At 63.5% G+C, this 25,401-nt stretch carries 14 protein-coding genes; 9 read left to right on the forward strand and 5 right to left on the reverse strand.

Translation table 11 applies throughout. The features are described 5' to 3' along the window. The 3 genes from VIM95_RS06665 to VIM95_RS06675 form a co-directional block, all read right to left on the reverse strand. The coding region (locus VIM95_RS06665) for an RHS repeat-associated core domain-containing protein (protein ID WP_331984249.1) at window positions 1–4,017 on the reverse strand (4,017 nt) is incomplete at its 3' end. 484 nt (window positions 4,018–4,501) lie between these two features. Continuing rightward, on the reverse strand, window positions 4,502–5,035 hold the full coding sequence (locus tag VIM95_RS06670) for a GNAT family N-acetyltransferase (protein ID WP_331984250.1): 534 nt from the start codon (window positions 5,033–5,035) through the stop codon (window positions 4,502–4,504). A gap of 156 nt (window positions 5,036–5,191) precedes the next feature. After that, window positions 5,192–5,971: a substrate-binding periplasmic protein gene (locus VIM95_RS06675; protein WP_331984251.1), complete on the reverse strand. Its 780-nt coding sequence runs from the start codon at window positions 5,969–5,971 to the stop codon at window positions 5,192–5,194. Window positions 5,972–6,196: 225 nt separating this feature from the next. Between VIM95_RS06675 and VIM95_RS06680 the strand changes: the two genes are divergently transcribed. The 8 genes from VIM95_RS06680 (at window position 6,197) to VIM95_RS06715 (ending at window position 22,771) form a co-directional block, all read left to right on the forward strand. Continuing rightward, a complete protein-coding gene (locus tag VIM95_RS06680) occupies window positions 6,197–6,850 on the forward strand; it encodes a response regulator transcription factor (RefSeq protein WP_331984252.1) in 654 nt (217 codons plus the stop codon). Window positions 6,851–7,116: 266 nt separating this feature from the next. Further along, window positions 7,117–10,104, forward strand: coding sequence for a sensor histidine kinase (locus VIM95_RS06685; RefSeq protein WP_331984253.1), 2,988 nt, complete (start codon window positions 7,117–7,119; stop codon window positions 10,102–10,104). Between the two features lie 97 nt (window positions 10,105–10,201). Continuing rightward, the gene (locus VIM95_RS06690; RefSeq protein ID WP_331984254.1) at window positions 10,202–13,279 is read left to right on the forward strand and encodes a sensor histidine kinase; all 3,078 of its coding nucleotides are present in this window, start codon (window positions 10,202–10,204) and stop codon (window positions 13,277–13,279) included. A 47-nt stretch (window positions 13,280–13,326) separates the two neighbouring features. After that, window positions 13,327–16,413 carry a sensor histidine kinase gene (locus VIM95_RS06695; RefSeq protein ID WP_331984255.1) on the forward strand — a complete coding sequence of 1,029 codons (3,087 nt, stop codon included), beginning with the start codon at window positions 13,327–13,329 and terminating at the stop codon, window positions 16,411–16,413. 111 nt (window positions 16,414–16,524) lie between these two features. Continuing rightward, window positions 16,525–18,513 carry a ferritin-like domain-containing protein gene (locus VIM95_RS06700; protein ID WP_331984256.1) on the forward strand — a complete coding sequence of 663 codons (1,989 nt, stop codon included), beginning with the start codon at window positions 16,525–16,527 and terminating at the stop codon, window positions 18,511–18,513. Window positions 18,514–18,749: 236 nt separating this feature from the next. Beyond that, a complete protein-coding gene (locus VIM95_RS06705; protein ID WP_331984257.1) occupies window positions 18,750–19,235 on the forward strand; it encodes a (2Fe-2S)-binding protein in 486 nt (161 codons plus the stop codon). 2 nt (window positions 19,236–19,237) lie between these two features. Then, window positions 19,238–21,427, forward strand: coding sequence for a xanthine dehydrogenase family protein molybdopterin-binding subunit (locus tag VIM95_RS06710; RefSeq protein WP_331984258.1), 2,190 nt, complete (start codon window positions 19,238–19,240; stop codon window positions 21,425–21,427). Window positions 21,428–21,613: 186 nt separating this feature from the next. After that, a complete protein-coding gene (locus VIM95_RS06715) occupies window positions 21,614–22,771 on the forward strand; it encodes a suppressor of fused domain protein (RefSeq protein WP_331984259.1) in 1,158 nt (385 codons plus the stop codon). 19 nt (window positions 22,772–22,790) lie between these two features. On the opposite strand, the gene VIM95_RS23360 is transcribed toward VIM95_RS06715, so the two are convergent. Together VIM95_RS23360 and VIM95_RS06720 are read right to left on the reverse strand one after the other, a co-directional pair. Then, window positions 22,791–23,072, reverse strand: coding sequence for a DUF6980 family protein (locus VIM95_RS23360; protein ID WP_414648487.1), 282 nt, complete (start codon window positions 23,070–23,072; stop codon window positions 22,791–22,793). 54 nt (window positions 23,073–23,126) lie between these two features. Beyond that, window positions 23,127–24,035, reverse strand: a complete 909-nt coding sequence (locus VIM95_RS06720) for a LysR family transcriptional regulator (protein ID WP_331984260.1) — start codon at window positions 24,033–24,035, stop codon at window positions 23,127–23,129. A gap of 96 nt (window positions 24,036–24,131) precedes the next feature. Between VIM95_RS06720 and VIM95_RS06725 the strand changes: the two genes are divergently transcribed. Further along, the gene (locus tag VIM95_RS06725) at window positions 24,132–25,130 is read left to right on the forward strand and encodes a sodium-dependent bicarbonate transport family permease (RefSeq protein ID WP_331984261.1); all 999 of its coding nucleotides are present in this window, start codon (window positions 24,132–24,134) and stop codon (window positions 25,128–25,130) included. Window positions 25,131–25,401 lie beyond the last annotated feature (271 nt).

Below are 25,401 nucleotides of genomic sequence, written 5' to 3' on the forward strand. Positions count from 1 at the left end.
TTTTGAAGGCGGAATCGGCAATGGAATAGGTGCTGGCAATATCCCATTCAAACCCTTGGGATCTATCAGTTTCAGCGGGTTGCCGGTTACATACGCATAAGTATTAATCCCCCCCGCCAACCCAATCGGATCACTCTGCACGTACCGACCAAGCTTGGCATCATAGTCCCGGTAGTAGTTGTAATACAGACCCGTCTCCTGGTCGTAGTACTGGCCGGGGAAGCGTAGGTTGAGGGTGTAGGGGGCGTTGGTGCCTTCCGGGTCGCCGTTGGGTTCGGTGCTGCCAAAAGGCTCGCCCTGCCAGGCCCAGATGGCCTGCTTGGCGGCGTCCGTCACCAGCCTCGCCGTGCCCAGGTGGTCGCTGTGCACGTAGCGCAGCTCGGTGCCGAAGTCGACGATCGCGACCGGCGTGTTCTGCAGGTAGAGGTATTCCCGCTTGAGGTTGCCTTGCGCATCCGATTCCGCAATCAGGCGGCCGCCCTGGTCGTAGTGGTAGACCGTGGTCTGGCCGCCGTACTGCTTGGCAATGCGCTGGCCCAGGCTGTTGACGATGTAGCTGGCACCGCCGGCCTGCACCAGGCGTCCGCGTACGTCGTAGGTGTAGCTTGTGGCGTTGTCGCTGGTGCGGCTGCCGTTGGCGTCGTACTGGTAGCTGTTGGCAGTGGGGCCGGCCGTGGCGGTGACACGGTTGCTGGTGGCTGCCACAGTCTGGGTGTAGCCGGTGCCATTGACGGTGAGCTGAGTACGGTTGCCGTTGGCGTCGTAGCCGTAGTCCTGGCTGTTGCTCCCTTCCTGCCAGTGGGTCAGGCGGTCGGCATTGTCGTATCCGTAGTCGGTCTGCTGGCCGGCGGGCAGGCCCACGCGTTGCAGCAGGCGCTGCCACCAGCCACCGGCGATCTGCTGGCTGGTGATACGGCCTGCGGTGTCGTAGCCCAGGGTGACGGTGCTGTCGCCCAGGCTGTACTCGGTCAGGCGGCCATCCAGATCGTAGCTGCTGCTGCGCACCTCACCATTGCCAAAGGTCCAGCTTTGCGGCTGGCCAAAGGGCCGGTAGGCAATGCTGCTGAGCACGGTGCTGCTCACGGCGCCTAGCTGGGTGCTCACCTGGCTGACTTCGCCATTCGCGTTGTAGCCGTAGCTGACAATGCGGCCGCTCGGGTAGGTCACACTGCTCAGGTGGCCACCGGCGTCGTAGCCGTACTGCGTGGCATAGGTCTTGGCCGAGAAGGTGTGGCTCTCGCCGGCCAGGCGGCCTTGCGCATCGTAGCTGTAGCTCACCACACCGCCTTCGTCGGTCAGGCTGCTGAGCTTACCGGCGCCCGTACCGGTCTGGCCGTAGGTCAAGGTGGCCCCACTGCCGCTCGGGTAGCCAATGCTCAGAAGGCGGCCGGCATTGTCGTACTGATAGCTCAACTGCTGGTTCTTGGCGTCGGTACCGGTCGCGAGCAAGCCGTTGGCGTGGTAGCTGCGGCTGCTGGTGCCGGTATCCGGGCTTTGCAGTTGCAGCATGTCGCCAAGGGCGTTGTAGCCGTAACTGGTTACCAAGTTGCGGGGGTCGGTCACGCTGGTCAACTGGTCCAGTGCGTCGTAACCCAGCTGGGTGGTCTGGCTGAGCGGGTCTACCTGGCGGTTGAGGCGGCCCAACGCATCGTAGCCGTACTGCATGGCGTGGTTGAGTGGGTCGATCACCTGGGTGAGGTTGCCCTCGCCATCGTAGCCAAAGGCGGTGATCTGGTTATTGGCACCGGTACGTTGCACCAGTCGGCCACGAGCGTCGAAGGTCTGGGTGGTGGTCTGCACCACCTGGCCGCCAGCGTTCAGCACCTCGATCTTGGTGCGGTTGCCGGCGGCATCCAGGGTGTAGACCACCTGGTTGCCGGCCTTGTCCTTCAGGCCGGTCAGGCGGTGGGCGGCATCGTAGCTCAGGTCCAGAGTGCTGCCATCGGGCTGGGTGGTACGGCTGAGCAAGCCGGTGGCGGTGTAGGCATAGCCGGTGGTCAGCGCGCCCACCTTGCGGCTCAGCAGGCGGCCACGGTCGTCATAGCTCAGGGTGGTGACCACACCGTCCGGCGCAGTGATGGAGAGCGGCCTGCCATGGTTGTCGTAGCTGGTGTAGCGGGTGACCAGGCCGGTTGCATCGGTGCTGGTGGCCACATTGCCGGCAGCATCGTAGCTGTACTGCGTGGTGTGATTGGCCGGGTCGGTACTGCTGGCCAGGCGGTTGGCACCATCGTAACCGTACTGCCAGCTGCGGCTGTTGCCGGATGCCAGATCGGTCACCTTGCGCACGGTCAGGTTGCCGTTGGCGTCGTAGCTCAGGTCGGTGCGGCGGGTCGGCTCGGTAATGCGGGAGGGCAGGTGCAGGGTGGGATGCCACTCGTATTGGGTCACACGCTGTACGCTGGTGTTGGCTGCCTCGGTACGCTGTAGCTCGTTGCGGCTGGTGGCGTCATTCTGGATCAGGGTCGCCACGCCATTGCGGTTTACCACCTTGGCCAGCAGGGCGTCGCTACCAAGTTCGAACTGCTGGGTGGTGGTGGTGCAGCCATCGCAGCTTTCGGTCACGCTCTTGGTCACAGCCCGGCCGCGTGCGTTTTGTTGTTCAATCGCCAAGCTCAGGCCGCCGGGATTTGTCACCGTACTGTGCGTGGCATCCGGATAGCTGACCACATACTTGTCCACGCCGCCCGCATGCTCGGTGCTAATGGCGAGGCCTTGCGCATCATAGGCAAAGGTGGCGTAGCGCACATTGCCTTCATCCACGATGCCGGTCAGGGCATTGGGAAAGCTGGCGTTCTCGTAGACGTAGGTGCGGGTCTTGTTGTCCTGATAGGTGACGGTGCTCAGGCGGCTCTGGGCGTCGTAGCTATAACTGATGGTATGCAGGGCCGGGTCAGTGATCTGGTTCACACGGCCTTGGGCGTCGTAGCCATAGGTCAGCACGCGGCCGTCACGGTCGGTGACGGTGCTCAGGCGGCCATTGCCATCGTAGGCGTAAGTCAGGGTGTAGCCATCCAGCTCGCGGCGGCTGGTGAGCTTGCCGTCGGCGTTGTAGCTTTCTACTGCGTTGTCCGGGGTGGTGAGCTGAGAACCGGTTCCGCTCACCGCCAGGGTGTAGCCCAGGCCGGCGAGGTCGGCACCGCCTGCGAGCGGGAAGCTCACAATCTGGCCGGTACCACGGCTCACCTGCAAGGTGGGGCCCAGGTCTACACCGGCATTGCCGCGACCCTTGCCGAAGTTGGGGTTGCCACCAGCCGGCGGGGTGGTGCCACCACCGCCCTGCGGGCCGTTCAGGACCACGTCTTCAGAGCCGGGCAGCGGGCCCGTCGGCACAGCGAGCTTGAGGATGGTCTTGACGTTCTCATCCACCCAAGCACCACTAAAGCTATTGTAGTGGCGCACTACGCGCAGGCGGCTGGCTCCGCTGCCCAGGTAGTCGGTCTCGGCCTGGTACTTGTTACCGGTAGCTGGTTGAATCGGGTTACCGCAATTGGCTGCAGCCGGGGCATTAGGCGCAGGTTGGCATACCGGGCCCAGGTTGCTGCCGTAGTTGTCGTCCCCCTTGACATCGCCGCTGCCAGAACCGCATTTGGCGTGCGCATCGTCGTACCACAGCATGCCGGGGATGCTGCCCGGCGGCGTACCGGTGGAGAAGTCCGCCCCGTTGATGATGCCCTTGAAGTTCTTGTGCACCGAGACATGGTGGGTATTGCAGCCGTTGGCGTAGTAGCGGCCGTTATAGGCCTTTACGGTGCTGGCCATGTCGGTGACCCGGCCCTGGGCCGTGGTATCGACCAGGGTGGTGATCCGCCCGCCGCTACAGAGCACGATGGCGTAGCCATAATCGAAGGTACCGTCACCGTAATCATCCGATAACGCTGCCACTTCCACACCAATAGTGGAAATGCCGTTCTTGGGGTTACAGGTGCCGGACGCCGCCTGGACCGACAAGGGAACGGCGCCAGCCAACATGGCCAGCGAGACCGCCTTGGCGAGGCGGTTGAGTGGTTTATTCATGTTTCCTCCGGGAGACAGGGTTGAAGCCGCCAGGCCGCGGCCATGCATGGCCCGGCAGCGGGGAACCGCTTAAACTAAATGAGACGCAATACGTAGTAACCCGCAGCCACCAGCGAGCGAGCGCACATCAAGTGCACTTTAACCATGGTGGGCGGGGATCAGGGTATGGCGGGGCGGGGTAAGGCAGGATGGATGCCGGGTAAGGCATCAGAGACAAAACAATGGCCTTGCGTGTATGCCAGCATGGGTGCTCCTCTCAGTTAGGCCCCGCCTTGTGAGGGAGCCGATACCAGACGACGTGGCGGCGGTAATTGCAATTACCTTGTTATGGGCGCCACATTACACATGCCCAAAGCATTTGGCTCCCCCAAATGGATGATGACGTAAGAATATTTTGTGATGGTTTTATGGCACTGCCGTACTGGGAATACGCGCATGTCATTGCCCTGCCTGACGATTAAAGTACCGCCAGGTCGTAACAAGCTCACACCAGCAGTGTCATCAAGCAGGCATCGAAATAGGCCCCATGCAGGCACAGCGCTTCGGGCTCCACGCCGTAGGGAGTAAAGCCCAGCGATTCGTACAGCTGGCGGGCAGCCTCGTTGGGTTCGTACATGCAGAGCTGGATGCGGTGGGCACCTTGGGCGCGGACATGGGCGATGGCGGTCTCGACCAGGCGGCGGGCGACGGAGCGGCGCCGGTAGTTGGGCGAGACGATCACGCCCCAGAGCAGGTATTTATGCGCGTAGGAGGCGATATCGCCCATGCGCAGGACGGCGGCGGTGCCGATCAGCCGGTCGTTGGCAAAAGCCCCGAAGGTCTGCGCCTCCGGCCCGCCGGAGAGGTTGTCGTAGAAGCGCTCCATGGGACGGGAGACTTCTTCTTCCAGCGTGCAGCCCATGGCGACTTCCGATTCTGCCGCCTGCGCCAATCGCAACAGCATGAAGGCTTCGGCGTCTTCCCGTACCAGGGGACGGATGGTGATGGCTGTTACCGGCAGGCTGAGGGCGATGGTCATGGCGGCACAACGGTTGCATAAGGCAGGATGGGGCTTGCCTTGATGGTGCGATTGCGCCGGGGCGACTGTCCACGGAGAAAGTGTTAATCAACGGTTACGTCGGTAAATATCCGCAGAAGCCGGTAAACGGAGGTGTTTGCGGCCCGCCGGTGGCACCTATTCGTCCGCGTAGCGGGCGTACAGCCGTTTGAGGGTGCCCTGCCGGGCCAGTTGCGCCAGAACAGCCTCCAGCCGCTGCAGCTCCGCAGTCGGCAGTTGCCGGCTGAAGACGATATAGGCCGATTCCTCATAGAAAACCGCCGGCAACAGGCGCACCTTGTCCTGCAAGCCCTCGTGGCGGATATAGGCGCGCAAAGAGGACTCGCTGTGGTAAAGGAAGCGGGCATAGCCGCCGGCCAGCCAATGCAGCATCAGGGCCATGTCCTTGCTGGCGGTATCCACCCGCAAACCACCCTGGCGCTTCAGGTAGTCGGCGAAGGCGCCGCCGTAGGGTGTCATGATCAAGCCTTCCGGGCCGAGCCTGCGGATATCGTCGAAGCTCTGGACCGAGACGTCATCACTCACCCGCACGGCTACCTTGTGCCGTATGTCAAAGACAGGGGTAGCTGGGTAGTAGAAGCGGGTCAGGCGCTCGGGGGTCTTGAGCAGGCCGCAGAGCATGTCCAACCGGTTGCTGGCCAGGTAGGCCTGCGAGCGGGCCATGGGCAGCGGCACGGGGTCGCTCTTGAAGTGCAGGTCCGGGTCGGCCTGCTCCATCGCGCGTTGGATCTCCACGCACAGCCCGGGCTGCTGCGGGTCGGCCCGGTCGAACAGGATACGGTTGTTGTCTACGTCCGCCGTACGCAGCCAAAGTGGTGAGCCGGCTTGTGCCGGTAGCCAGCAGGCAGCCAGCAGCAGCGCTGCCAGAACGCGAACCGCCTTGCTTGCTCCCCTCATGCCCGCCCCTCGGGTATGACCTACACACATCATAGAACCCACGGCAAGCGCTGCACAGTGCCGATCAGCAAGTTCCTACGCGCAGCAATCGGGGTCGCCGCCACTAACTCTATCGGGTGATGCAGTGGGCCTGCACCAGGGTGTACCGTCGTCGTCCAGGATGGCCTGTGCGGCAGAAAACAGGCCCCAAGCCCCGCGCCAGCCGGCGCAAGGAGGGAGTGGTCCATGAGCACACCAGCCAACCCCATCACCCTGCTTGCGGCAGACGATCACCCCTTGCTGCTCGAAGGGCTGGCAGCGGTGATCGCCTGCGAGCCGGACCTGCGCCTGCTGGCCGAGGCGCATGACGGCGCAGAGGCGGTGGCGCTCTACCTGGCGCACCGGCCGGATGTGGTGTTGATGGATATCCAGATGCCGGGCCTGGACGGCATCGCCGCCACCCGCGAAATACGCCGTTTGAACCCGGCTGCCCGCGTCGTCGTGCTGACTACCTACCAGGGCGACGCGCTGGCGCTCAAAGCCATCCAGGCCGGCGCGGCGGGTTACCTGCTCAAGAGTGCATTGCGGCGCGAGCTGGTGGACATCGTACGGCTGGTGCACAGCGGCCGCCGGCTGATCCCCCCGGAGATCGTGCTGGAGCTAGCTACCCATCTGCAAGCGGACAGGCTGAGCGAGCGCGAAGTGGAGGTGCTGGCGCTGGCGGCCAGTGGTCGCTCCAACAAGCGCATTGCAGACCGGCTGGCCCTGTCGGAAGAGACCGTCAAGGTCCATATGAAGAACATCCTGGCCAAGATGGCCGCGCACGACCGCACCCATGCAGTCACCCTGGCCTACAAGCGCGGCATCCTCGATATCGATCACTGCAATCGGCTGAGCTAGCCCCAATCCCCAACAGAGATAGCCAAACATCCCTCTAACGGGGGATGGCCGTGCCTTGTACCTGATGCAACATCGCTCTTGGGCTGGCACCTCGTGGCGGACCGCCCTGTAGCCCACCCTTGCACGACGCAGCGGTAGCGATCCGATAACGAGTGGCCTGCCCCCTAAGGGCAGGTGCATTACCGCACAGAGGAAACGGCATGACATTGGCCCTGCCCGCTCGCAGGCTGATCGCACAACTGGGTGCGACGCTACTGACTTGCTGCTTGTCTGTTGTCCTCTGGGCGGCCACGGCGACCACGCCGCAACGTTCCTTGCTGGCCAACTTCCACCATACCGCCTGGACGGTGCAACAAGGCGCTCCGGCCGATATCTGGGCGCTGGCGCAGACACGCGACGGGTGGCTCTGGATAGGCTCTTCCAGCGGGCTGTATCGCTTTGATGGCGTACGCTTCGAACGCGTCGAGGCATTCGGCGGCCAAAAGCTCCTGTCCAGCAATATCCTCTCGCTCCTGGCCACCGACGATGGCAGCCTCTGGATAGGCTATCGGTTTGGCGGCATCAGCCGTGCCCGGGCTGGCGCATTGCGCCACTATACCGAGCAGGACGGCCTGCCCAAGTTCAGCATCATGGATATTGCCAGCGCGCCGGACGGTACAGTCTGGGCGGCGACGGCCAAGGATCTGGCCTATCTGACGGATGAGCGCTGGCACCGGCTGGCACGGGGCAGCGGCCTGCCGGACGATGTGATGAACCAGATCGTGGTCGATTATCCAGCCGGCTTGGCCGTTGCCACGCGCGGTTCCGGTGTCTACCTGCGCCCCCCTGGGGCGGCGCAATTCCACCATCTCAACCTGGGCAGCTCGCCCGCCAGCCTCCTGCATGCGCCGGACCAATCCCTCCTTGCGGTCAACGATGCTGAAGGGCTGTTCCGTTATTCGGATGCCCGCCGCCGCTTCACCCCGCTCATCGTGCCGCGCGAACGCTTTGAGCGCAGCAAGCTCTTGATGGACCGCGAGGGCGCACTATGGAGCGCCGGAGGCGGTTTTCTGCGTCGAACGCTGCTCAATACCCGCAACCAGGATTCCTACACCCTCAGCCAGGCCCAGGGCCTGAGCGGGGCCTATGTGCAAGCCCTGCTGGAGGATAGCGAAGGCACGGTCTGGATCGGTACCTCGGGTGGGCTGGATAGGTTGCGCCGCAACCGGCTGGTCTCGGTCCCGCTCGATACCGAGCTCTACCAGCCCGGCATCACCCGTGGCGAGCTGGGGGCGGTATGGGTGGGCGGCGTGCCCTCCGTGGTCGACATCAAGCCGGACGATCTACCGCAGCGCCCGCTCCCCATCAGCACCACCGCGCTCTATACCGATCCCGCCAACGTGGCCTGGGTCGGCAGTGCCCGCGGCATATGGCGCATGGAGGGCAAGGACAGGCATCTGGTCGCCTTTCCCGAGGAACTGCGCGACGGCGAGGTACAGGCCATCAGCCGCGATGGCCAGGGCGGCCTGTGGGTGGCGATTTCCGGCAAGCGCCAAGGACTATACCGGCACGACGGTGAGCAATGGCAACGCAAAGGCCGCTACGATGCCCTACCCGATGGCACGCCCTTGGCAATCCAGCTCGATGGACTGGACCAGCTTTGGTTCGGTTACTCGGGCAACCGCATCGCCCGGCTCAGCGGTGGCAAGGTCACGCTCTTCAGTAGCCTCGATGGGTTGGAGCTGGGCAATGTGCTGAGCCTGCACGGCCGCGGCCGACAACTATGGGCCGGCGGCGAGAACGGCCTGGCGGTCTATAACGGCGAGCGCTTCATGCCGGTGCGTGGCGTGCTGGGCGAGCGCTTCCTGGGTACCTCGGGGATGGTAGCGACCGCCGAGGGCGACCTGTGGTTACACGGTACCGAGGGCATCAGCCGACTGGGGGCACAGGAGATACAAACGCTGCTCAAACAGCCCGATCACCTGCTGCAGTATGAGCGTTTCAACTTCCAGGACGGTTTAACCGGCTCAGCCAGTCAAATACGGCCGTTGCCCAGCCTGATCGAGGCCAGCGACAAGCGTATCTGGTACGCCACCTCAGTGGCCGTGGGCTGGCTGGACCCGCACCATATCCCCCGTAACAACCGAGCCCCGCCGGTAGAGATCACCGGCCTGCAGGTCGATGGCCAGCGCTACCCACTGGAAAACGGCCTGGTGCTACCCAAGGGCAGCAGCAAGCTGCGCATCGAGTTCACCGCCCTGAGCCTGCGGGTGCCAGAACGGGTGCGCTTCCGCTACCAGCTGCAGGGCGTGGACAAAGGCTGGCAGGAGGGCCAGGGACTGCGCGAGGCGGTCTACACCAATCTCGCCCCCGGCCAGTACCGCTTTACCGTCACGGCGGCCAACGAGGACGGCGTATGGAGCGAGAAGGCCGCCACGCTCAGTTTCGAGGCCAAGCCCAGGCTCACCCAAACCGGCTGGTTCGCCGCCCTGTGCGCGTTCCTGCTACTGGCCTTGCTGGTGCTGCTGTTCCGGCTGCGTATGCGGCAGGTTTCTCGCCGTATCAAGGACCGTGCGCAGGAGCGGCTGATCGAGCGGGAGAAGCTGGCCCGTGCAGTGAACGACACCCTGCTGCAAGGCATGCAGGGGCTGATGCTGCGTATCCAGGGTGCCCAGCGCTACTGCGATGAAGACGCTGGCAAGGCGCAGGACATGATCCAGGAGGTACTGGACCAGGCCGACGCGCTGATGGCCGAGAGTCGTGAGCAGATAACAGCGCTCCGGGCAGTGATCGAATTTGCCGACGGCGTACCACGCGCACTGGGCGAGATCGGCACCATGCTCTCGCACGAGCATGGGGTGTTCTTCCGCCTGCTGACCGAGGGTGAGCAACGCGATATCCGCTGCGAGGTACGCGACGAGATCTACCAGATCGGCCGGGAGGCCCTGTTCAACGCCTTTCGCCACGCCAAGGCGCGTAAGGTCGAGCTGGAGCTGCTGTACGGCCGCGACTTCCTGCAGCTCAGGGTGGGCGACGACGGTTGCGGGATCGATCCCACCCAGATACAGGCAGAGCGACGACCGGGCCACTGGGGCATTGCCGGCATGCGTGAGCGGGCCGAGCAGATCGGGGCGGAGCTGGACTTCTGGAGCCAGCCCGGCAACGGCACCGAGGTAGTACTCAAGGTGCCGGCCGAGCTAGCCTATACGCCCAAAAAGCGACGGTTCTGGCCAACACGGCCGGAAACAGAAGCCGAGCGGTCGACGGAAAGCTAGTACCGGCGCAGCCTCTGAGGTGGAGGCGACAGCGAAACGTACGGGTTGGTGCCGGGCCAGGACAGGCCTCGGCCGCTCCAGTACCATAACGGCCGATATGCCGAACCTGCGCCGCCTTCGTTTTCGCCTATTACGCCACCTGGCCAGCGCTGCCCTGCTGGTAAGCAGCCTGGCGCAACCTGCCTGGGCGCTGGACAGCGCGCGCAGCCTGGCCGAGTACCGGCACGATATCTGGGGTAGCAAGGAAGGCGCACCCGGCGGCATTACCGCTTTGGCGCAGACCACCGATGGCTGGCTATGGTTGGGGACTGATACGGGGCTGTATCGTTTTGACGGTGTGCGCTTCGACGCCTTTGAGCCCCTGCCAGGCGAGAAACTGCTGGGCAAACGCATAGGTACCCTGTTCGCCGCCCGGAACGGCGACCTCTGGATCAGCTATGTGTTTGGCGGCCTGAGCCTTCTGCGCGACGGCCACCTGCAGCACTACCCCGCCGGCGAGGTGCCCATAGGCACTGTCTACGAGATCGCCGTGGAACGAGACGGCACTCCCTGGATCGCCAGCAATCTCGGCCTGTTCCACCTGCAGGGCAAAGTCTGGAAAAAATACGGTGAAGCCGAGGGGTTGCCCAGCCCTCGCATGGTAAGCGTTGCCATCGATCACTACAACCAGCTCTGGGTAGGTACCAGCAGCGAGATCTATACCTATGATCGAGCCAAGCAACGCTTCAATCCAACCGGCGAGAAAACCACCGAGGCCAGCCTGATCGAATCACCGGACGGACAGCTGTGGATGTCCGACAAGACCAAGGTCAAGCGGCTGAAGCCACCGCCTGACCGGATCCTGTCGCCCAGCCCTGGATGGGCCAATCAAACCACCGCACACAACGGCCTATTCGACCGGGATGGCAACCTCTGGAAGCTCAAATGCCCCATAGGGTTGTGCCGCATTGCGCAGACGAAGTTGGCAGGCCGCGACCTGCTGCTACCCAGCCAGGACGCGACAGACAAGCTGGACCAGCCCTGGCAGATGAGTAATCTCGACCCTACCGCCATGCTGGAGGACCAGGAAGGCAATATCTGGGTGGGCACCTGGAGCGGCCTTGAGCGATTCCGCCACAACAAACTGGTGCCCTTCCCCTTGCCGGCCGGTAACAGCTTGATGTCATTGGCTGCCGACCAGGACGGGCGGATCAGGGTGGTGTCCACCCAACCAGATGGGCGGCTTTGGACCTTGTCCGGTACCAATCAGGCTATCGAAGGCCCGCAGGAACGCTATACCTCAGCGGTGAGCGCCCCAGATGGCAGCATCCTGCTCGGCAGCAAGCTGGGCATTACGCGCTGGCGCGAGGGGCCCGGTACGCGTGTTCCGCTGCCCGAAGGGACCATTTCCGCCGCCCTGCCGCCCAAGGCCTTGCAGGGCGTAATGGCCATGGTGGACGATGGGCATGGCCTCTGGGTCACCATCACCTTCAAGGGGCTCTACCGCTATACCAACGGGCAGTGGCAGAGTGGTGCACAGCTTGGGCTGCCCAAGTCGCCCATCTTTATGACCGCCGACAAGCAAGGGACCATGTGGCTGGGCTTCCGAGACAATAGCGTGATCCGTTATCGGGATGGCCAGATCCGGCGCTATGACGCCGCCGACGGGCTGGATGTGGGGGCGGCGGCCTTTATCCACGCCGGTAAGGATCTGCTGGTGGCGGGCGACAATGGTATGGCCGTGTTCAAAGACGGACGCTTTCGCCCCCTGCTCAGCGACAATCCCGATCTCCTGGCCAATGTCTCCGGCCTCGCCGTGACCGCCGACGGCGACCATTGGCTCAATGGCGCCCAAGGCCTTGTGCATGTGCGGGCAGCAGACTGGCAAGCCGCCATGCAATCCCCTTCCACCGGCTTGCGCTACGAACTCTTCAATACCCTGGACGGCTACCCCGGTACCGCCCAGAACCTGGTGCGCACGCCCTCGACCCTGCTGAACACCGATGGCAGGATTTGGCTGGTCGGTACCGCAGGTCTCGCCTGGCTGGACCCTACGCGGCTCTACCGCAACAACACCATCCCGCCAGTACAGGTGACCGCCGTCCATACCCTGAGCGGGCGCTACCGGCCGCAGGATGTACGGACGCTGCCCAAGGGTACCGGCGATCTACGCATAGACTATACAGCGCTGAGCTACGCCATGCCCGAGCGGGTACGCTTTCGCTACCGACTGGAGGGGCTGGACCATGACTGGCGGGAGGCTGGTACCCGTCGTACCGCCTTCTATACCAACCTACCACCCGGCAACTACCGCTTTCAGGTGATCGCCAGCAACGAGGACGGCGTGTGGAACCAGCAAGGTGCCAGCCTGAGCTTCAACATCCCGCCGACCTTTCTACAGTCGCGCGGCTTCCTCCTGCTGTGCTTTGTCCTCGCCGCCTTGCTGGGCTATGGGCTCTACCACTGGCGCATACGCACATTCACGGCGCGGGCGCGCATTCAGCTCGCCGAACGTGAGCGCATCGCCCGTGCCCTGCACGACACGCTGCTGCAAGGCATGCAAGGCTTGATCCTGCGCTTTCAGGGCGTGGCCAACCGACTGCCTATGGACGCGGCCACGCAGGAGCAGGTGGCACGCGTGCTGGACCAGGCCGACGAGATGCTGGTGGCAGGCCGAGACCAGGTGATGGACCTGCGGCTCTCGCACGACCTCAAAGGCGATTTAGCCACGGCACTGAATGAAGCCGGTCTTTGCATGGCAGCCGACCACCCGGCGAGCTTTACCATGCGCTTGGAAGGCGAGCCGCAGCCCCTGTGGCAGTCGGTATCGGACGAGGCCTACAGTATTGGTCGGGAGGCCCTGAGCAATGCCTTCCGCCATGCCGGAGCCGGCACCATCCTGCTCTCCCTTGTTTACGGACGTGAAGTGCTGACGCTGACGGTGAGCGACGACGGCAAAGGGGTGCCCGTCGAGGTGCTGAATGAAAAACGACGGCCGGGCCACTGGGGCCTGGTAGGCATGCGCGAACGGGCTACCCGCATCGGGGGGCAACTGGCCCTGCACAACCGCGCCGGCGGTGGGACAGAGATCGTGTTGACGGTACCGGCCAGGTTTGCCTACCAGGCACCAGTCAGCGGCTCCTGGCTCACCCGCCCGTGGCGCCGGAGCGAGCGTCACTGGGCAAGGTGGCGCTGAGCATCGTGGGGACAGACCCGGCTCGCTCCAGTAACATAGCAGCAGATATGCAGAACCCGCGCCACTGCTCCACCCTCAGTACCCGCCACACCCTGACCCGCCAGCTCCGCGTCGCCTTGCTGACAGCCTGCTTGGCCGTGCCCGTCTGGGCACTGGACAGCACACTGCGCCTGGAGGACTTCCACCACGACACCTGGTCCACCAAAGAGGGAGCGCCGGGCGGCATACTCGGCATGGCCCAGACCCAGGATGGCTGGCTCTGGCTCGCCACCGACCATGGGCTGTTCCGCTTTGACGGTGTACGCTTTGAACCCTTCCAGCCCTATCCTGGCGAGCAATTGTTGGGTCGCCGGATAGGCACGCTGTACGCCAGCCCGGATGGCGACCTATGGATAGGTTACATCTCAGGCGGGGTAAGCCAACTACATCAAGGCCGGTTGAGCCACCACCCGACCGGCTCCACGCCTTTGGGCATGGTCTATGAGATCACGGTCGATGTCGATGGTACCCCCTGGGTCGCCACCAATAACGGGCTCTACCGTTACCAGCAAAAACAATGGCAAGCCGTCGGCGAAGCCATGGGCCTGCCTGGGCAGCGCACCGAAAATATCTTCCTCGATCATAGCGGCCGGCTCTGGAGCAGCAACGGCAAGCACATCTACCGCTTTGACCGGACGCGCCAACGATTTGAGGCCACCCAATACAGGCTCGGCAATGGCAGCTTTGATGAAGCACCCGATGGAAGTGTCTGGGCGACCGATGCCGACACCGTTCAACGGCTCAGCGGCGTGGCGACCCAAGGCGCTTATACACGGCCGGCCCTCATCAATCAGTCCACCTCACGCTACGGACTTTTTGACCGTGAAGGCAGCTATTGGACAGTGTATTGCCCACGCGGCGTATGCCGCCTGGCTGCGGCCGAACTGCAGCACAAGGCGGTACTGCATCCAGCCACAGAGGCGACCGACAGAATCACCGACAGCTGGAAGCTGAGCAGCCTCAATACCGTCTCCATGCTGGAGGACCGGGAGGGCAACATCTGGGTCGGCACCTGGTCGGGTCTGGAGCGCTTCCGACACAACAAACTGGTGAAGGTCAAAGGCCTGGATGCGGACATGTTCAACATGCTGGTGGGTCATCCGGACGGTAAGCTTTGGCTGTACAGCAATACCACCCACGCAGGGGGGAGTCTTTGGCGGCTGGACCAGGGTAGCCCGCCGGTACCAGTCAGGGCTGATAGTAACCGAGTACCCGGCCGCAGTCTGGATGGTGCCACCTTGTTTGCCGGCGAGGACTACATCGAACGGAGCCATCAGGGCCAAACCGAGCGAATCGCATTTCCGTCCGATGTTGTTTCGTCCAACCGCTCACCGTCTGTCAAACACGGTGTAGCGACCATGGTGGATGACGGCCGTAGCCTATGGGCCATCTTCTATATCAAGGGGCTGTATCGCTACCGAGACGGCGTGTGGCAGAGCGCTCAAGCACTGGGCCTACCGAACAAGGCGATCTATATCGCGCTTGAAAAACCCGGCGTATTGTGGGTCGGCTACCGTGAGAGTACGGTATACCGAGTCGAAGGTGACACAGTACGGCAATTTGGCATCCAGGATGGACTGGGTACCGGATCTGCCACCTACATCCACCCCGGGCGCGAGCTGCTGGTCTCGGGCGATGCAGGTACGGTGTTGCTACGCGGTGGCCGCTTTGTGCCACTGCGCACGCAAGACCCCGAGGTGCTGGTGAATGTGTCGGGCCATGCGGTTATGCCCAATGGTGACCATTGGCTCAATGGCGCGGCAGGTCTGGCCAGAATCAAGGCAGCAGATTGGGCCGCCACCCTGCAGGACGCGGCACGCCCCCTGCCTTACGAGCTTTTGACCACGCTGGACGGCTACCCAGGTACCGCGCAGAACCTGCTGAGAACGCCTTCCGCGCTGCTGCACACCGACGGCAGGCTATGGATAGCGGGCACAGGCGGCATCGCATGGCTGTTCCCCGACCGGATACAGCGCAACCCGCTCAAGCCCCCGGTACTGGTGCAGGGGCTGGAAACCGAACAGCGCTTCTACCGGGTCGACCAGGCCATCGCCTTACCCGCAGGGCAGGACAAGCTGCGGATCGACTACACGGCTCTCAGCTACACCATGCCAGAGCGCGTGCGCTTTCGCTACCGGCTAGAAGGGCTGGACCACGGTTGGCAGGAGGCAGGCACCCGCCGCAGTGCCTACTACACCAACCTGTCCCCTGGCAGCTACACCTTCCGAGTACAGGCGGCGAATGAGGACGGGGTCTGGAATCTAGAAGGCGCCGAGCTGAAGTTCGAATTGCAGCCCACCTTCCTGCAATCGCGCCTCTTTCTGGCGCTCTGCTTAATGCTGTTTCTTGCGCTTGCCGCCCTGCTCTACCGCTGGCGCATTCAACAGCTCAATACCAAGGCCCGCATCCAGCTTGCGGAGCGTGAGCGCATCGCCCGCGCCCTGCACGACACCCTGCTGCAGGGCATGCAGGCTGTCACCCTGCGCTTTCAGAACGTGGCGAATCAGTTGCCCCTGAACGAGGCGCACCGGGATAAGCTGGACCGAGCCCTGGACCAGGCCGATGAGATGATGGCGGCCGGCCGCGACCAAGTGATGGACCTGCGGCTCTCGCACGACCTCAAGGGTGACCTGGGTACCGCGCTGAACGAAGCAGGCCTCTGCATGGCGGCCGACCACCCGGCGAGCTTTGCCATGCGGCAGGAAGGCGAACCTCAGCCGCTATGGCGATCGGTATCGGACGAGGCCTACAGCATAGGCCGCGAGGCACTCAGCAACGCCTTCCGCCATGCCGATGCCGGCACCATCCAGTTGTGCCTAAGCTATGGCCGCGAGCAGCTCACGCTGGTTGTGAGCGACGATGGCAAGGGTGTGCCTGCCGAGGTGCTGCATGAAAAACGGCGGCCGGGCCATTGGGGCATGACTGGCATGCGTGAACGGGCGGAACGCATAGGCGGCAGGTTCAGCCTGGGCAATGCTCCGACCGGCGGCACCGAGGTGGTGCTGGTCATCCCGGCCCGCTTTGCCTACCAGCGCAGCGCGCCCGAGCGCTGCTGGCAGCGGACCTGGCGACGGCTGTGGCAAGGGCGCAAATAGCACGCGGCGCCGACGTGCTGCCTTGAGCCGGCCAGGCTGGCGGGCTACATTGAAGCTTGCGGGCCACCCCAAGGGATGGCCCCGTCAACCTTCACCCAGCCAGCCAATGCCATGACGCCAGCCAGCCACCGCGACCAACTTAACGGCATGCTCTGCGAGGCCGCCGAGATCGAGCACACGCTGATGTGCACCTATCTCTACGCCGCCTTCTCGCTCAAGCAATCCACCGCCGAAGATCTGACTGAAGCCGAGCTGGCTGCAGTGCGGCGCTGGCGGCGCGAGATTATTGCCGTGGCGGTGGACGAGATGCTGCACCTGGCGCTCGTGAACAACCTGATCGCCGCTTTGGGCGAGCGCCCCCACTACCGGCGTTTCAATTTTCCCATCAGCAGCGGGCCCTTTCCGGCGGACGTGGCCGTGGCGCTGGCACCGTTCGACCGCGAGACGCTGGAGCACTTTGTCTACCTGGAGCGGCCGCAGAACGCCAAGGAAAAGGACGGCAGCCACTACGAGAAAGGCCAGTACAAACGCGGCAGCGGCCAGGGCCGGTTGATGCAGTTTGCCGAGGACTACGACACCGTCGGCATGCTCTACCACAGCATCCTGCACAGCTTTCGCAACCTGGTGGATAGGCTGGGCGAGGCCACCGTCCTGGTGGGCCACCCCGATACCCAGCTGACGCAGAAGGAGTACGCGCTGGAGGGCCTCTTGCCCATCCAGACCCTGGCAGACGTGGAGCAGGCCATCCATCGCATCGTCTCGCAGGGCGAGGGCTCGAGCGAATCGACCGCCGGCTCGCACTACGCCCGCTTTTGCGCCATACGCAGCGAATGGGATGCGCTCAGCGCCGCCCGCCCCGGCTTTGCCCCAGGCCGCAATGTGGCGCACAACCCCATCATGCGGCCACAGGTGGTACCGGGTAACCGGGTACACATCGTGGCCGAGCCGGCTGCCACCCTGCTCGATACCGGCAACGCGCTCTATGGGCTGATGCTGCGCCTGCTGGGCCTGATGAACGACCCCTGGCTGGCCCACCGCGGCATACGGCCCACGGTGGCCAGGCAGACCCTGGCGCTGATGCACGCAGTGACCGAGATCGGCACCGCCCTGACCCAGCTACCGGCCAACCCGGCCCACCCCGGCATACAGGCCGGGCTGACCTTTACCGTATCGCGCGCGGCCCTCTCCTTTGTGGCCCCGACCAATGCCTGCGCCGTACTGGCCGAGCGCTGCGCCGCCATCAGCGAACGGCTGCTGGTGCTGGGCAGCAGCCAGCCAGCCTTGGCCCACCTGGGGCTGACCCTGCGCGACATGGCCGCCACCTGGGCGCAATGGCAGGCCGGGCTATTGGCCGAATGCGCCGCAGCTGGCGCCACGGCCCATGTAGCGATCCTGCTGGCACAGCCCGTGGTCACCCCGCCCGCGGCCAGCGTGGCACCCTCCCCGGCTCCTAGCGGCGGCAAGGTGGACGTAGCCGTGGGCGAGGCCGCCACGGTGCGCTTCGACCATGGCCGCTGCATCCATTCCCGCCAATGCGTGATGGGCGAGCCGGAGGTCTTCGTCGCCAACAAGCCGGGGGAATGGATCTACCCCCAGGCAGCCAGCGTGGAGCGCTTGATACGCATTGCCATTGCCTGCCCCAGTGGGGCGATTACCGTGGAGCGGCACGATGGCGGCGAGGCCGAGTGCGCACCGCTGGTGAACCAGGCCCGGGTACGCGAGAACGGCCCCTTGGCCGTGCATGCCGAGCTGCATATCGCCGGCCGGGCAGATGGCTACCGCGCCACCCTGTGCCGCTGCGGCCTGAGCCGCAACAAACCATTTTGCGACGGCAGTCATGTGGAAGGCGGCTTTGTGGCCACCGGCGAGCCGGCCACCCGCCAGAGCGACCCACTGCCCCAGCGCAATGGCCCGCTGCGGGTAGACCCGCTACGCAACGGCCCTCTCTCAGTCAGCGGCAATCTGGAGGTCCTCTCCGGCACCGGCCGCACGGTAGAGCGGCTTAGCCAGGTAAGGCTCTGCCGCTGTGGCCAGAGCCGCAACAAGCCCTATTGCGACAACTCACATATCGAGGCGGGGTTTGAAGCGGATGGGGTGTAGGACCTGCCTTTCGTCGGCACAGTAAAGTGCCGACGATGACTTCATCGCCTGCAATACCTGTAGCCAAGCCAGGCAGGTCGAGCACGCTGACGAGCGGCAGGTACGGCTTGCCTTGCTTGAATCCGTAAAACTGCCTATAGCCATTGAATACCGCCGGCCCTGCAGAGGGCCGGCCATCGTTTGGCGACACCCATACTTCATTCTCCAGCCTTACCACTCCCTGCAGGAGCCGTACCATGATCAAGCTCAACATCAACGGCAAGGTCATGCAGTTCGACCTCGCCCCGGACGTGCCTCTGCTATGGGCGTTGCGCGACGTGGCCCATATGACCGGCACCAAGTTCGGCTGCGGCATGGCGCTGTGCGGCGCCTGCACCGTGCACGTCAATGGCGAGGCCACCCGCTCCTGCGTGCTGCCTATCTCGGCCGTGGTAGGCAAAAAGATCACCACCATAGAGGGAGTGGGTGCGACGCCCCTGGGGCGCGCTACCCAGCAGGCATGGCTGGATGCGGAGGTCGCACAGTGTGGCTACTGCCAGTCTGGCCAGATCATGTCGGCGGTGTCGTTATTGAGCAAAAACCACCACCCGAGCGACGCCGATATCGACAACGCCATGAGCGGCAACGTCTGCCGCTGTGGCTCCTACCCTCGCATACGCGTGGCAATCAAGCAGGTCGCCATGACATTGCCGGCCAAGAAACCCGCCCGTAAAGGAGCCTGACCATGGCTATCCGTCACTTTATCGCCCCATTCCAGGCCAGCGGTGACGCGGCACCCGCCTCCCCCTCGCGGCGGCAGTTCATGGGGGCATCGGCCGGCCTGATGGTGGGCTTCTGGCTGCTGCCCGAGGACCTGCTGGCGGCCGACGCGTCACCGGCCTATCACCCGAACGCCTTCGTGGTGATCGGCGCCGACAACCGCATCACCCTGATCATCCCCAAGGTGGAGATGGGCCAGGGCATCTATACCGCCATCCCCATGCTGATCGCCGAGGAGCTGGAGGTGGACCTCGCCAAGGTGGTGCTGGAGCACGCCCCGCCCGACGCCAAGGTCTACGGCATCCCCTTCGGCGACCAGTTCACCGGCGGCTCGACCAGCATACGCACGCTGTGGGAGCCCATGCGGCAATCGGGCGCGGCAGCACGCATGGTCCTGGTGCAAGCGGCGGCGCAGCGCTGGGGCGTGCCGGCGGAAAGCTGCCACGCCGAACAGGGCACCGTCGTCCACGCCGCCAGCGGCCGTAAGCTGAGCTATGGCGAGCTGGTGGAGGACGCCGCCAAGCTGCCACTACCCACCAAGATCCCGCTCAAGCCGGCCAGCGAGTTCAAGCTGATCGGCAAGCCCGTCAAGCGGCTGGACGCCAAGGGCAAGGTAGATGGAACCGCCAGGTACGGCATGGATACGATCCTGCCGGGCATGTTGTATGCCTCGGTGGTCAGCTGCCCGGTATTCGGCGGCAAGGTGAAATCGGTGGACGACAGCAAGGCCCGCGCGCTGCGCGGCGTGAAGCAGGTGGTCAAGATCGACAATGCCGTGGCGGTGTTGGCCGAGAACACCTGGTACGCCCGCCAGGGGGTGGCCGCCTTGGAGATTGCCTGGGACGAAGGCCCCAACGCCCACTTCAGCACTGCCGACATGCGCAAGCTCATGGTGGCCGCGCTGGACAAGCCCGGCGTGGTGGCCCGTAACGATGGCGACGCGCTGGGCCAGATCGCCAAGGACGGCAAGGCCGTGCAGCGCCACTACGTGAACCCCATGCTGGCCCACGCCACCATGGAGGGCATGAACTGCACGGTGCATGTGAAGGACGGCACTGCGGAGATATGGACCGGCACCCAGGTACCTGCCCGTGCCCAGGCCGCCGCCGCCAAGGTGCTGGGTCTGCCGCAAGACAAGGTCACCATCCACGGCCACCTGCTGGGCGGCGGCTTTGGCCGCCGGCTGGAAGTGGACTATGTGGAGCAGGCCGCCGCCATTGCCAAGCAGGTGCAGGGCCCGGTAAAGGTGGTATGGACGCGCGAAGAGGACATCCGCCACGACATCTTCCGCGGCTACTACGCCCATACCGTGACTGCCACGGTGGACGACAAGGGCTACCCCGTAGCGCTGAGCCACAAGTATTCCGGCCCCTCCATCATTGCCCGCTGGGCACCGGGCTTCTTGAAGGATGGTGTGCTCGATACCGACGCGGCCGATGGCTCCATGAACTGCCTGTATGGTATTCCCCACTTCCGCAGCGAATACGTGCGCGAGGAAGGCCCGGTCATGACCGGCTTCTGGCGCGGCGTTGGGCCCACCCGCAATGTGCTGGTGCTGGAGACCTTTATCGACGAGCTGGCGGCGCGTGCCCATAAAGACCCGCTGGAATACCGCCTGGCCATGCTGGACAAGCAACCGCGTGCCCAGCATGTACTACGCCGCGCCGCCCAGCTTGCCGGTTGGGGCGCTGCCATGCCGGCAGGTACCGGCCGCGGCATTGCACTGATGCCGGCCTGGGACACCTTCGTGGCCCAGGTGGTGGACCTCAAGGTCAGCGCCGAGGGCGAGGTAACCGTGCAGCGGGTGGTCTGCGTGGTGGACTGCGGCATGGTGGTCAACCCCAACACCGTGGCCGCGCAGATGGAGAGTGGCATCATCTACGGCCTTACCGCCGTGCGCTACGGCAATATCACGCTCAAGGACGGCCGGGTGGAGCAGAGCAATTTCCACGACTACCCCATGCTGCGCATGAACGAATCGCCAAAGATCGAGGTGGAGATCGTCAAGAGCAGCGAGTACCCCGGCGGCATCGGCGAGCCGGCCACGGCGGCCATCGGCCCGGCGGTGGTGAACGCCATCTACGCCGCCACCGGCAAGCGGCTGTATGAGCTGCCAGCGACGCCGGAACTGCTAAAGGAGGCGAAGGTAGCCTAGTTACCCCGCTTCAACCACGACAGGGGTGCATCAAGGCTCCAAGCGGAGGCCGTGATGCACCCCTTCACTTTGTGGGCATTCGCGCAGCCAAGCAGGCACCAGGCTGTCGCTGCCGTTTCATGCCGCTTGCGATGATTTCGCCGCATACCGTAGCCTACGGCACACTTCCTTTTCAGGTACGACGCGATGAGCCTCTTTGAGAAACTGTTTGGCCGCAAGAAATCCGCGAGTACCGCTGCCGGGCAGCCCGTTGCCGAACAAACGATCGCCGCGCCAGACGACGAGGATGAGGACGTAGGGGCAGCGGGTTGGGAGGCCATTGATGCCGCCCTGCACCCCCTCTACGGCGACCAGCAACCCGCGCACTACGGCACCGTGCTGAGCTACCGCCTGGGCGGGCAGGACCCGCTGCAAGGGATCAGCGTCTATAAGCGGGAAGAACCGGTAAGGCACTGGCACTACATCACCTACGGCTTCTCGGAGCTGTATGACAAGGAATCGGAAGACCCTGCCATCAGCGGCTGGGGCTTTGAGCTGACCTTCCGCTTGCGCGTGGATGCCTTCGAGGCGCAACCGCCAACCTGGCCGCTCAACTTCCTGCAGAACCTCGCCCGCTATGTGTTCCAGTCCGGGCGCGTCTTCAACGAGGGCGACTATATGAATGCCAACGGCCCGATCGCCGTGGACGAAGACACCGCCCTCGTCGCCATCGCCTTTGTGCAGGACCCAGAGCTGTCGGCGATCGACACCCCCAATGGTGCCCTGCGGTTCCTGCAGGTGGTGGGGGTGACCGAAGATGAATCGTTCGCCCAGAAGCAGTGGAACACGCTGGGCGTGATGGAGGTATTTGCACCCCATATGCCGCTCTATGCCACCGACCTGAAGCGCCAGTCGCTCATGCAGATCGAATCTGTCCGCCAGCAGGTGCAGGCCGGCGCCGAGCGCGAAGGCTCCAATACGGGCTACCTGCTGGTGGACCAGCTGGCTTGCGAGCTCAGTAAGGCGGAGAGCGATACCCAGGCGGTGAAGCTGACGCTGGGAGCGGCCCAGGTGCCGACCGTGCTGTCGCTACTGCCCTACCGCTTGCGGTTCAAGAACCACTTTGGTTTGATCGGCAAAGGCATCCAGGTCTGGCTTAAATCGGCCGAGCGGTGCGACGTCGCACAGAACGACGAAGAGATCAGCATTTTCCTGAGCGATGAAGTCGTGGATGCCATCTGCACCACACTACCCGCCAAGCAGGGTACCTACCAGTTTGCAGCCTGGGACGGTTTGAGCATTGAGGTTAAACCGACCTATATCCGCGACCAGGATGGCAATGTGGTTAACACCGTAGGCGAGTAAACAGCCAGGGCTGGTGGCACTAGACAGCCGTAGACCCGGTCAGGTGCGTACCACACCAGGGGCAGAAGCGAATCTCAATGGTCGAACTGCCACCATCGTGCACGATCAAGCCGTAGCTCCGCGTTGGTGCGTGATAGACGATCAGCTGGTCGGGGCAATCAAACGGATTGGCGTGATCAGGACAGTGGTAGTCAGCGAAGTACTGCATGCTCTGACAGCAATGCGTCATCTGCGGCGGTGTTGTCGAAGTCATGCTTTGTATGACCTGGGGAAGGACAATCTTGGCGAGAGTGAGCCTCATCAGCTCACCACCTTATCAAAAACCAAGCACGCCCCTAAGTACTACAAGTCAACTTCAGCACAATGGCAGCTTTATCGCCGCCAAATAGTCACGAAGATGCGCCAGAAAAGCCACGCCCACTGGTGGGAGCAGCTTCCCTTTCGGCTGGACGATGTACCAGTTCGATTCGATTGGGAAGCCCACCACATCGAGGACAGCCAGACCATCGATAGCCGGGTCGGCATGCAAAGTGTGACGAGACAGCACCGCGATGCCCAGACCTGCGGCGACAGAATGCTTGATCGCCTCGTTGCTGCCCATTTCCATGCGGATATTCAGTTCAACGCCCAGGCGTTGGAAGTAACGATCGCACGTGCGACGGGTACCTGAACCCGGTTCCCGCAGGATAAAACGCTCGGCCAGCACCCTGGCCAGCGGGATACGCCGCTTGGTGGCCAAGGGGTGGTCGACAGGTGCTACCAGGACCAGCGGATTGGGCAGGAAGGACTCCGTTGTCACCTCCAGATCATCAGGTGGGCTCGACATGATGTAGAGATCATCCTCATTTGCCCGCAGACGCTGCAATACGCCATCACGGTTGAGTACCGACAGGCTGATCTCCACCTCGGGGTATTCCTGACAGAATGCACCCAGCAGATTGGGCACAAAGTACTTGGCGGTGCTGACAACGGCCACGCGCAAGCGGCCACGTTGCAGGCCCTGCAGCTTATCGACGCGCTGCCTGAACGCTTCCCACTCCTGCTGCATGTTCCTCGCCGTTTGCTGCAACAGCCTGCCTGCCTCAGTCAGGAAGACCCGCCTGCCAATGACCTCATAGAGCGGCAAACCGACATGCTCCGCCAGCTCCTTGAGCTGCATGGAGACGGTGGGTTGTGTGACATGGCACGCTCGCGCAGCCGCACTGACGCTACCGAGCTCCGCTACTGAGAGAAACAGCTGTAATTGCCGAAAGGTCGCATTCATAGACTTTTATCTATAAAAACAATAATTAATATCGATTTTACAGCATACAACTGAGCTACCTAACATGCACGCCATCTGACAGATGAGATACTCACCGTGCAAAACCTCCTCGATCCCGCCATCCTGTTTTTCGTGTTTGGTGTATTGGCTGGCTTGCTCAAATCCAATCTTGAAATTCCCCCCGCCATATCCCGCTTTCTCTCGCTCTACCTCTTAATGGCGCTGGGGTTGAAGGGCGGCTTTGCACTCGCGCACAGCGGCCTCTCCAGCGAAGTGGTGAAAACGCTGGTCATCGCAGTGAGCCTCGCCGTTGGCATTCCGCTACTGGGCTATTCTCTCTTGCGCCGGGTCGTAGCCGGCTACGACGCCGCGGCGATCGCAGCCACCTATGGCTCCGTCAGCGCCGTCACCTTCATCACGGCCTCGCAATATCTGGAGACCCATGGCGTGTACTTTGGCGGACACATGGCCGCAGCCATGGCCTTGATGGAGTCGCCAGCCATCGTCCTGGCGGTCATGCTCGCAAACCAGCTAAGGCAGGCAGCCCAAGTGCAGGTATCACTCTCCGGCCAGGGCGTACTGAGTGCCACGGCGCCATCCAGCTTTTCTGCCGGCAAGATCTTGCATGAATCGTTGACCGACGGCGCCCAGCTGCTGCTGATTGGCGCCATGGTCGTCGGGATAGTCACCGGCGATGCCGGTAAGGCAAGCATGCAGCCTTTTTCAGGTGATCTCTTCAAGGGCATGCTGGCGTTCTTCCTGCTTGATATGGGGCTCAACACGGCCCGGCAAATTCCGCAGCTGCGTGGCAGCTCACCGTGGCTGATGGCCTATGCCGCATTGGCGCCCCTGGTCCACGCCTTGATCGCCCTGCTCGTCTGCGTCCTGGCAAATATCGAACCCGGCAATGCCACCCTGCTCATGGTGCTCGCGGCCAGCGCCTCTTACATCGCCGTCCCGGCCGCACTGCGCTACGCCATCCCGGAGGCCAAGGCGTCCCTGTACTTCGGCATGTCACTCGGCATCACCTTCCCGCTCAATATCCTGCTGGGCATACCGTTCTACGCGACAGTGGCGGAACGAGTACTTGCCTAAAACAGTTTTGTAAGGCGCAATCCCCGCAGGGCATTGCGCCGTATGGTCCGCCCCACGAGAACAGACTGCGGCCCAATGGCTACAAGGTGGCTGACATCAGTGACAATGCCACCACCTATGCGGCGCAATGCCCTTCGGGGATTGCGCCCTTGTATTGTCACACCTGACGGAGTAGCGCTCCGTCATCGAGTCCCGGACGCCGTTTGCGCCCTTGAACAGTCAGTTCGCTCCGTAGATCCCACGCCGGGACTCATCCTTCAAACTTGCTAGA

Origin of the sequence: Chitinimonas sp., from assembly GCF_036568685.1 — a bacterium.
In the GTDB taxonomy this organism is placed as follows: Bacteria; Pseudomonadota; Gammaproteobacteria; order Burkholderiales; family Chitinimonadaceae; genus Chitinimonas.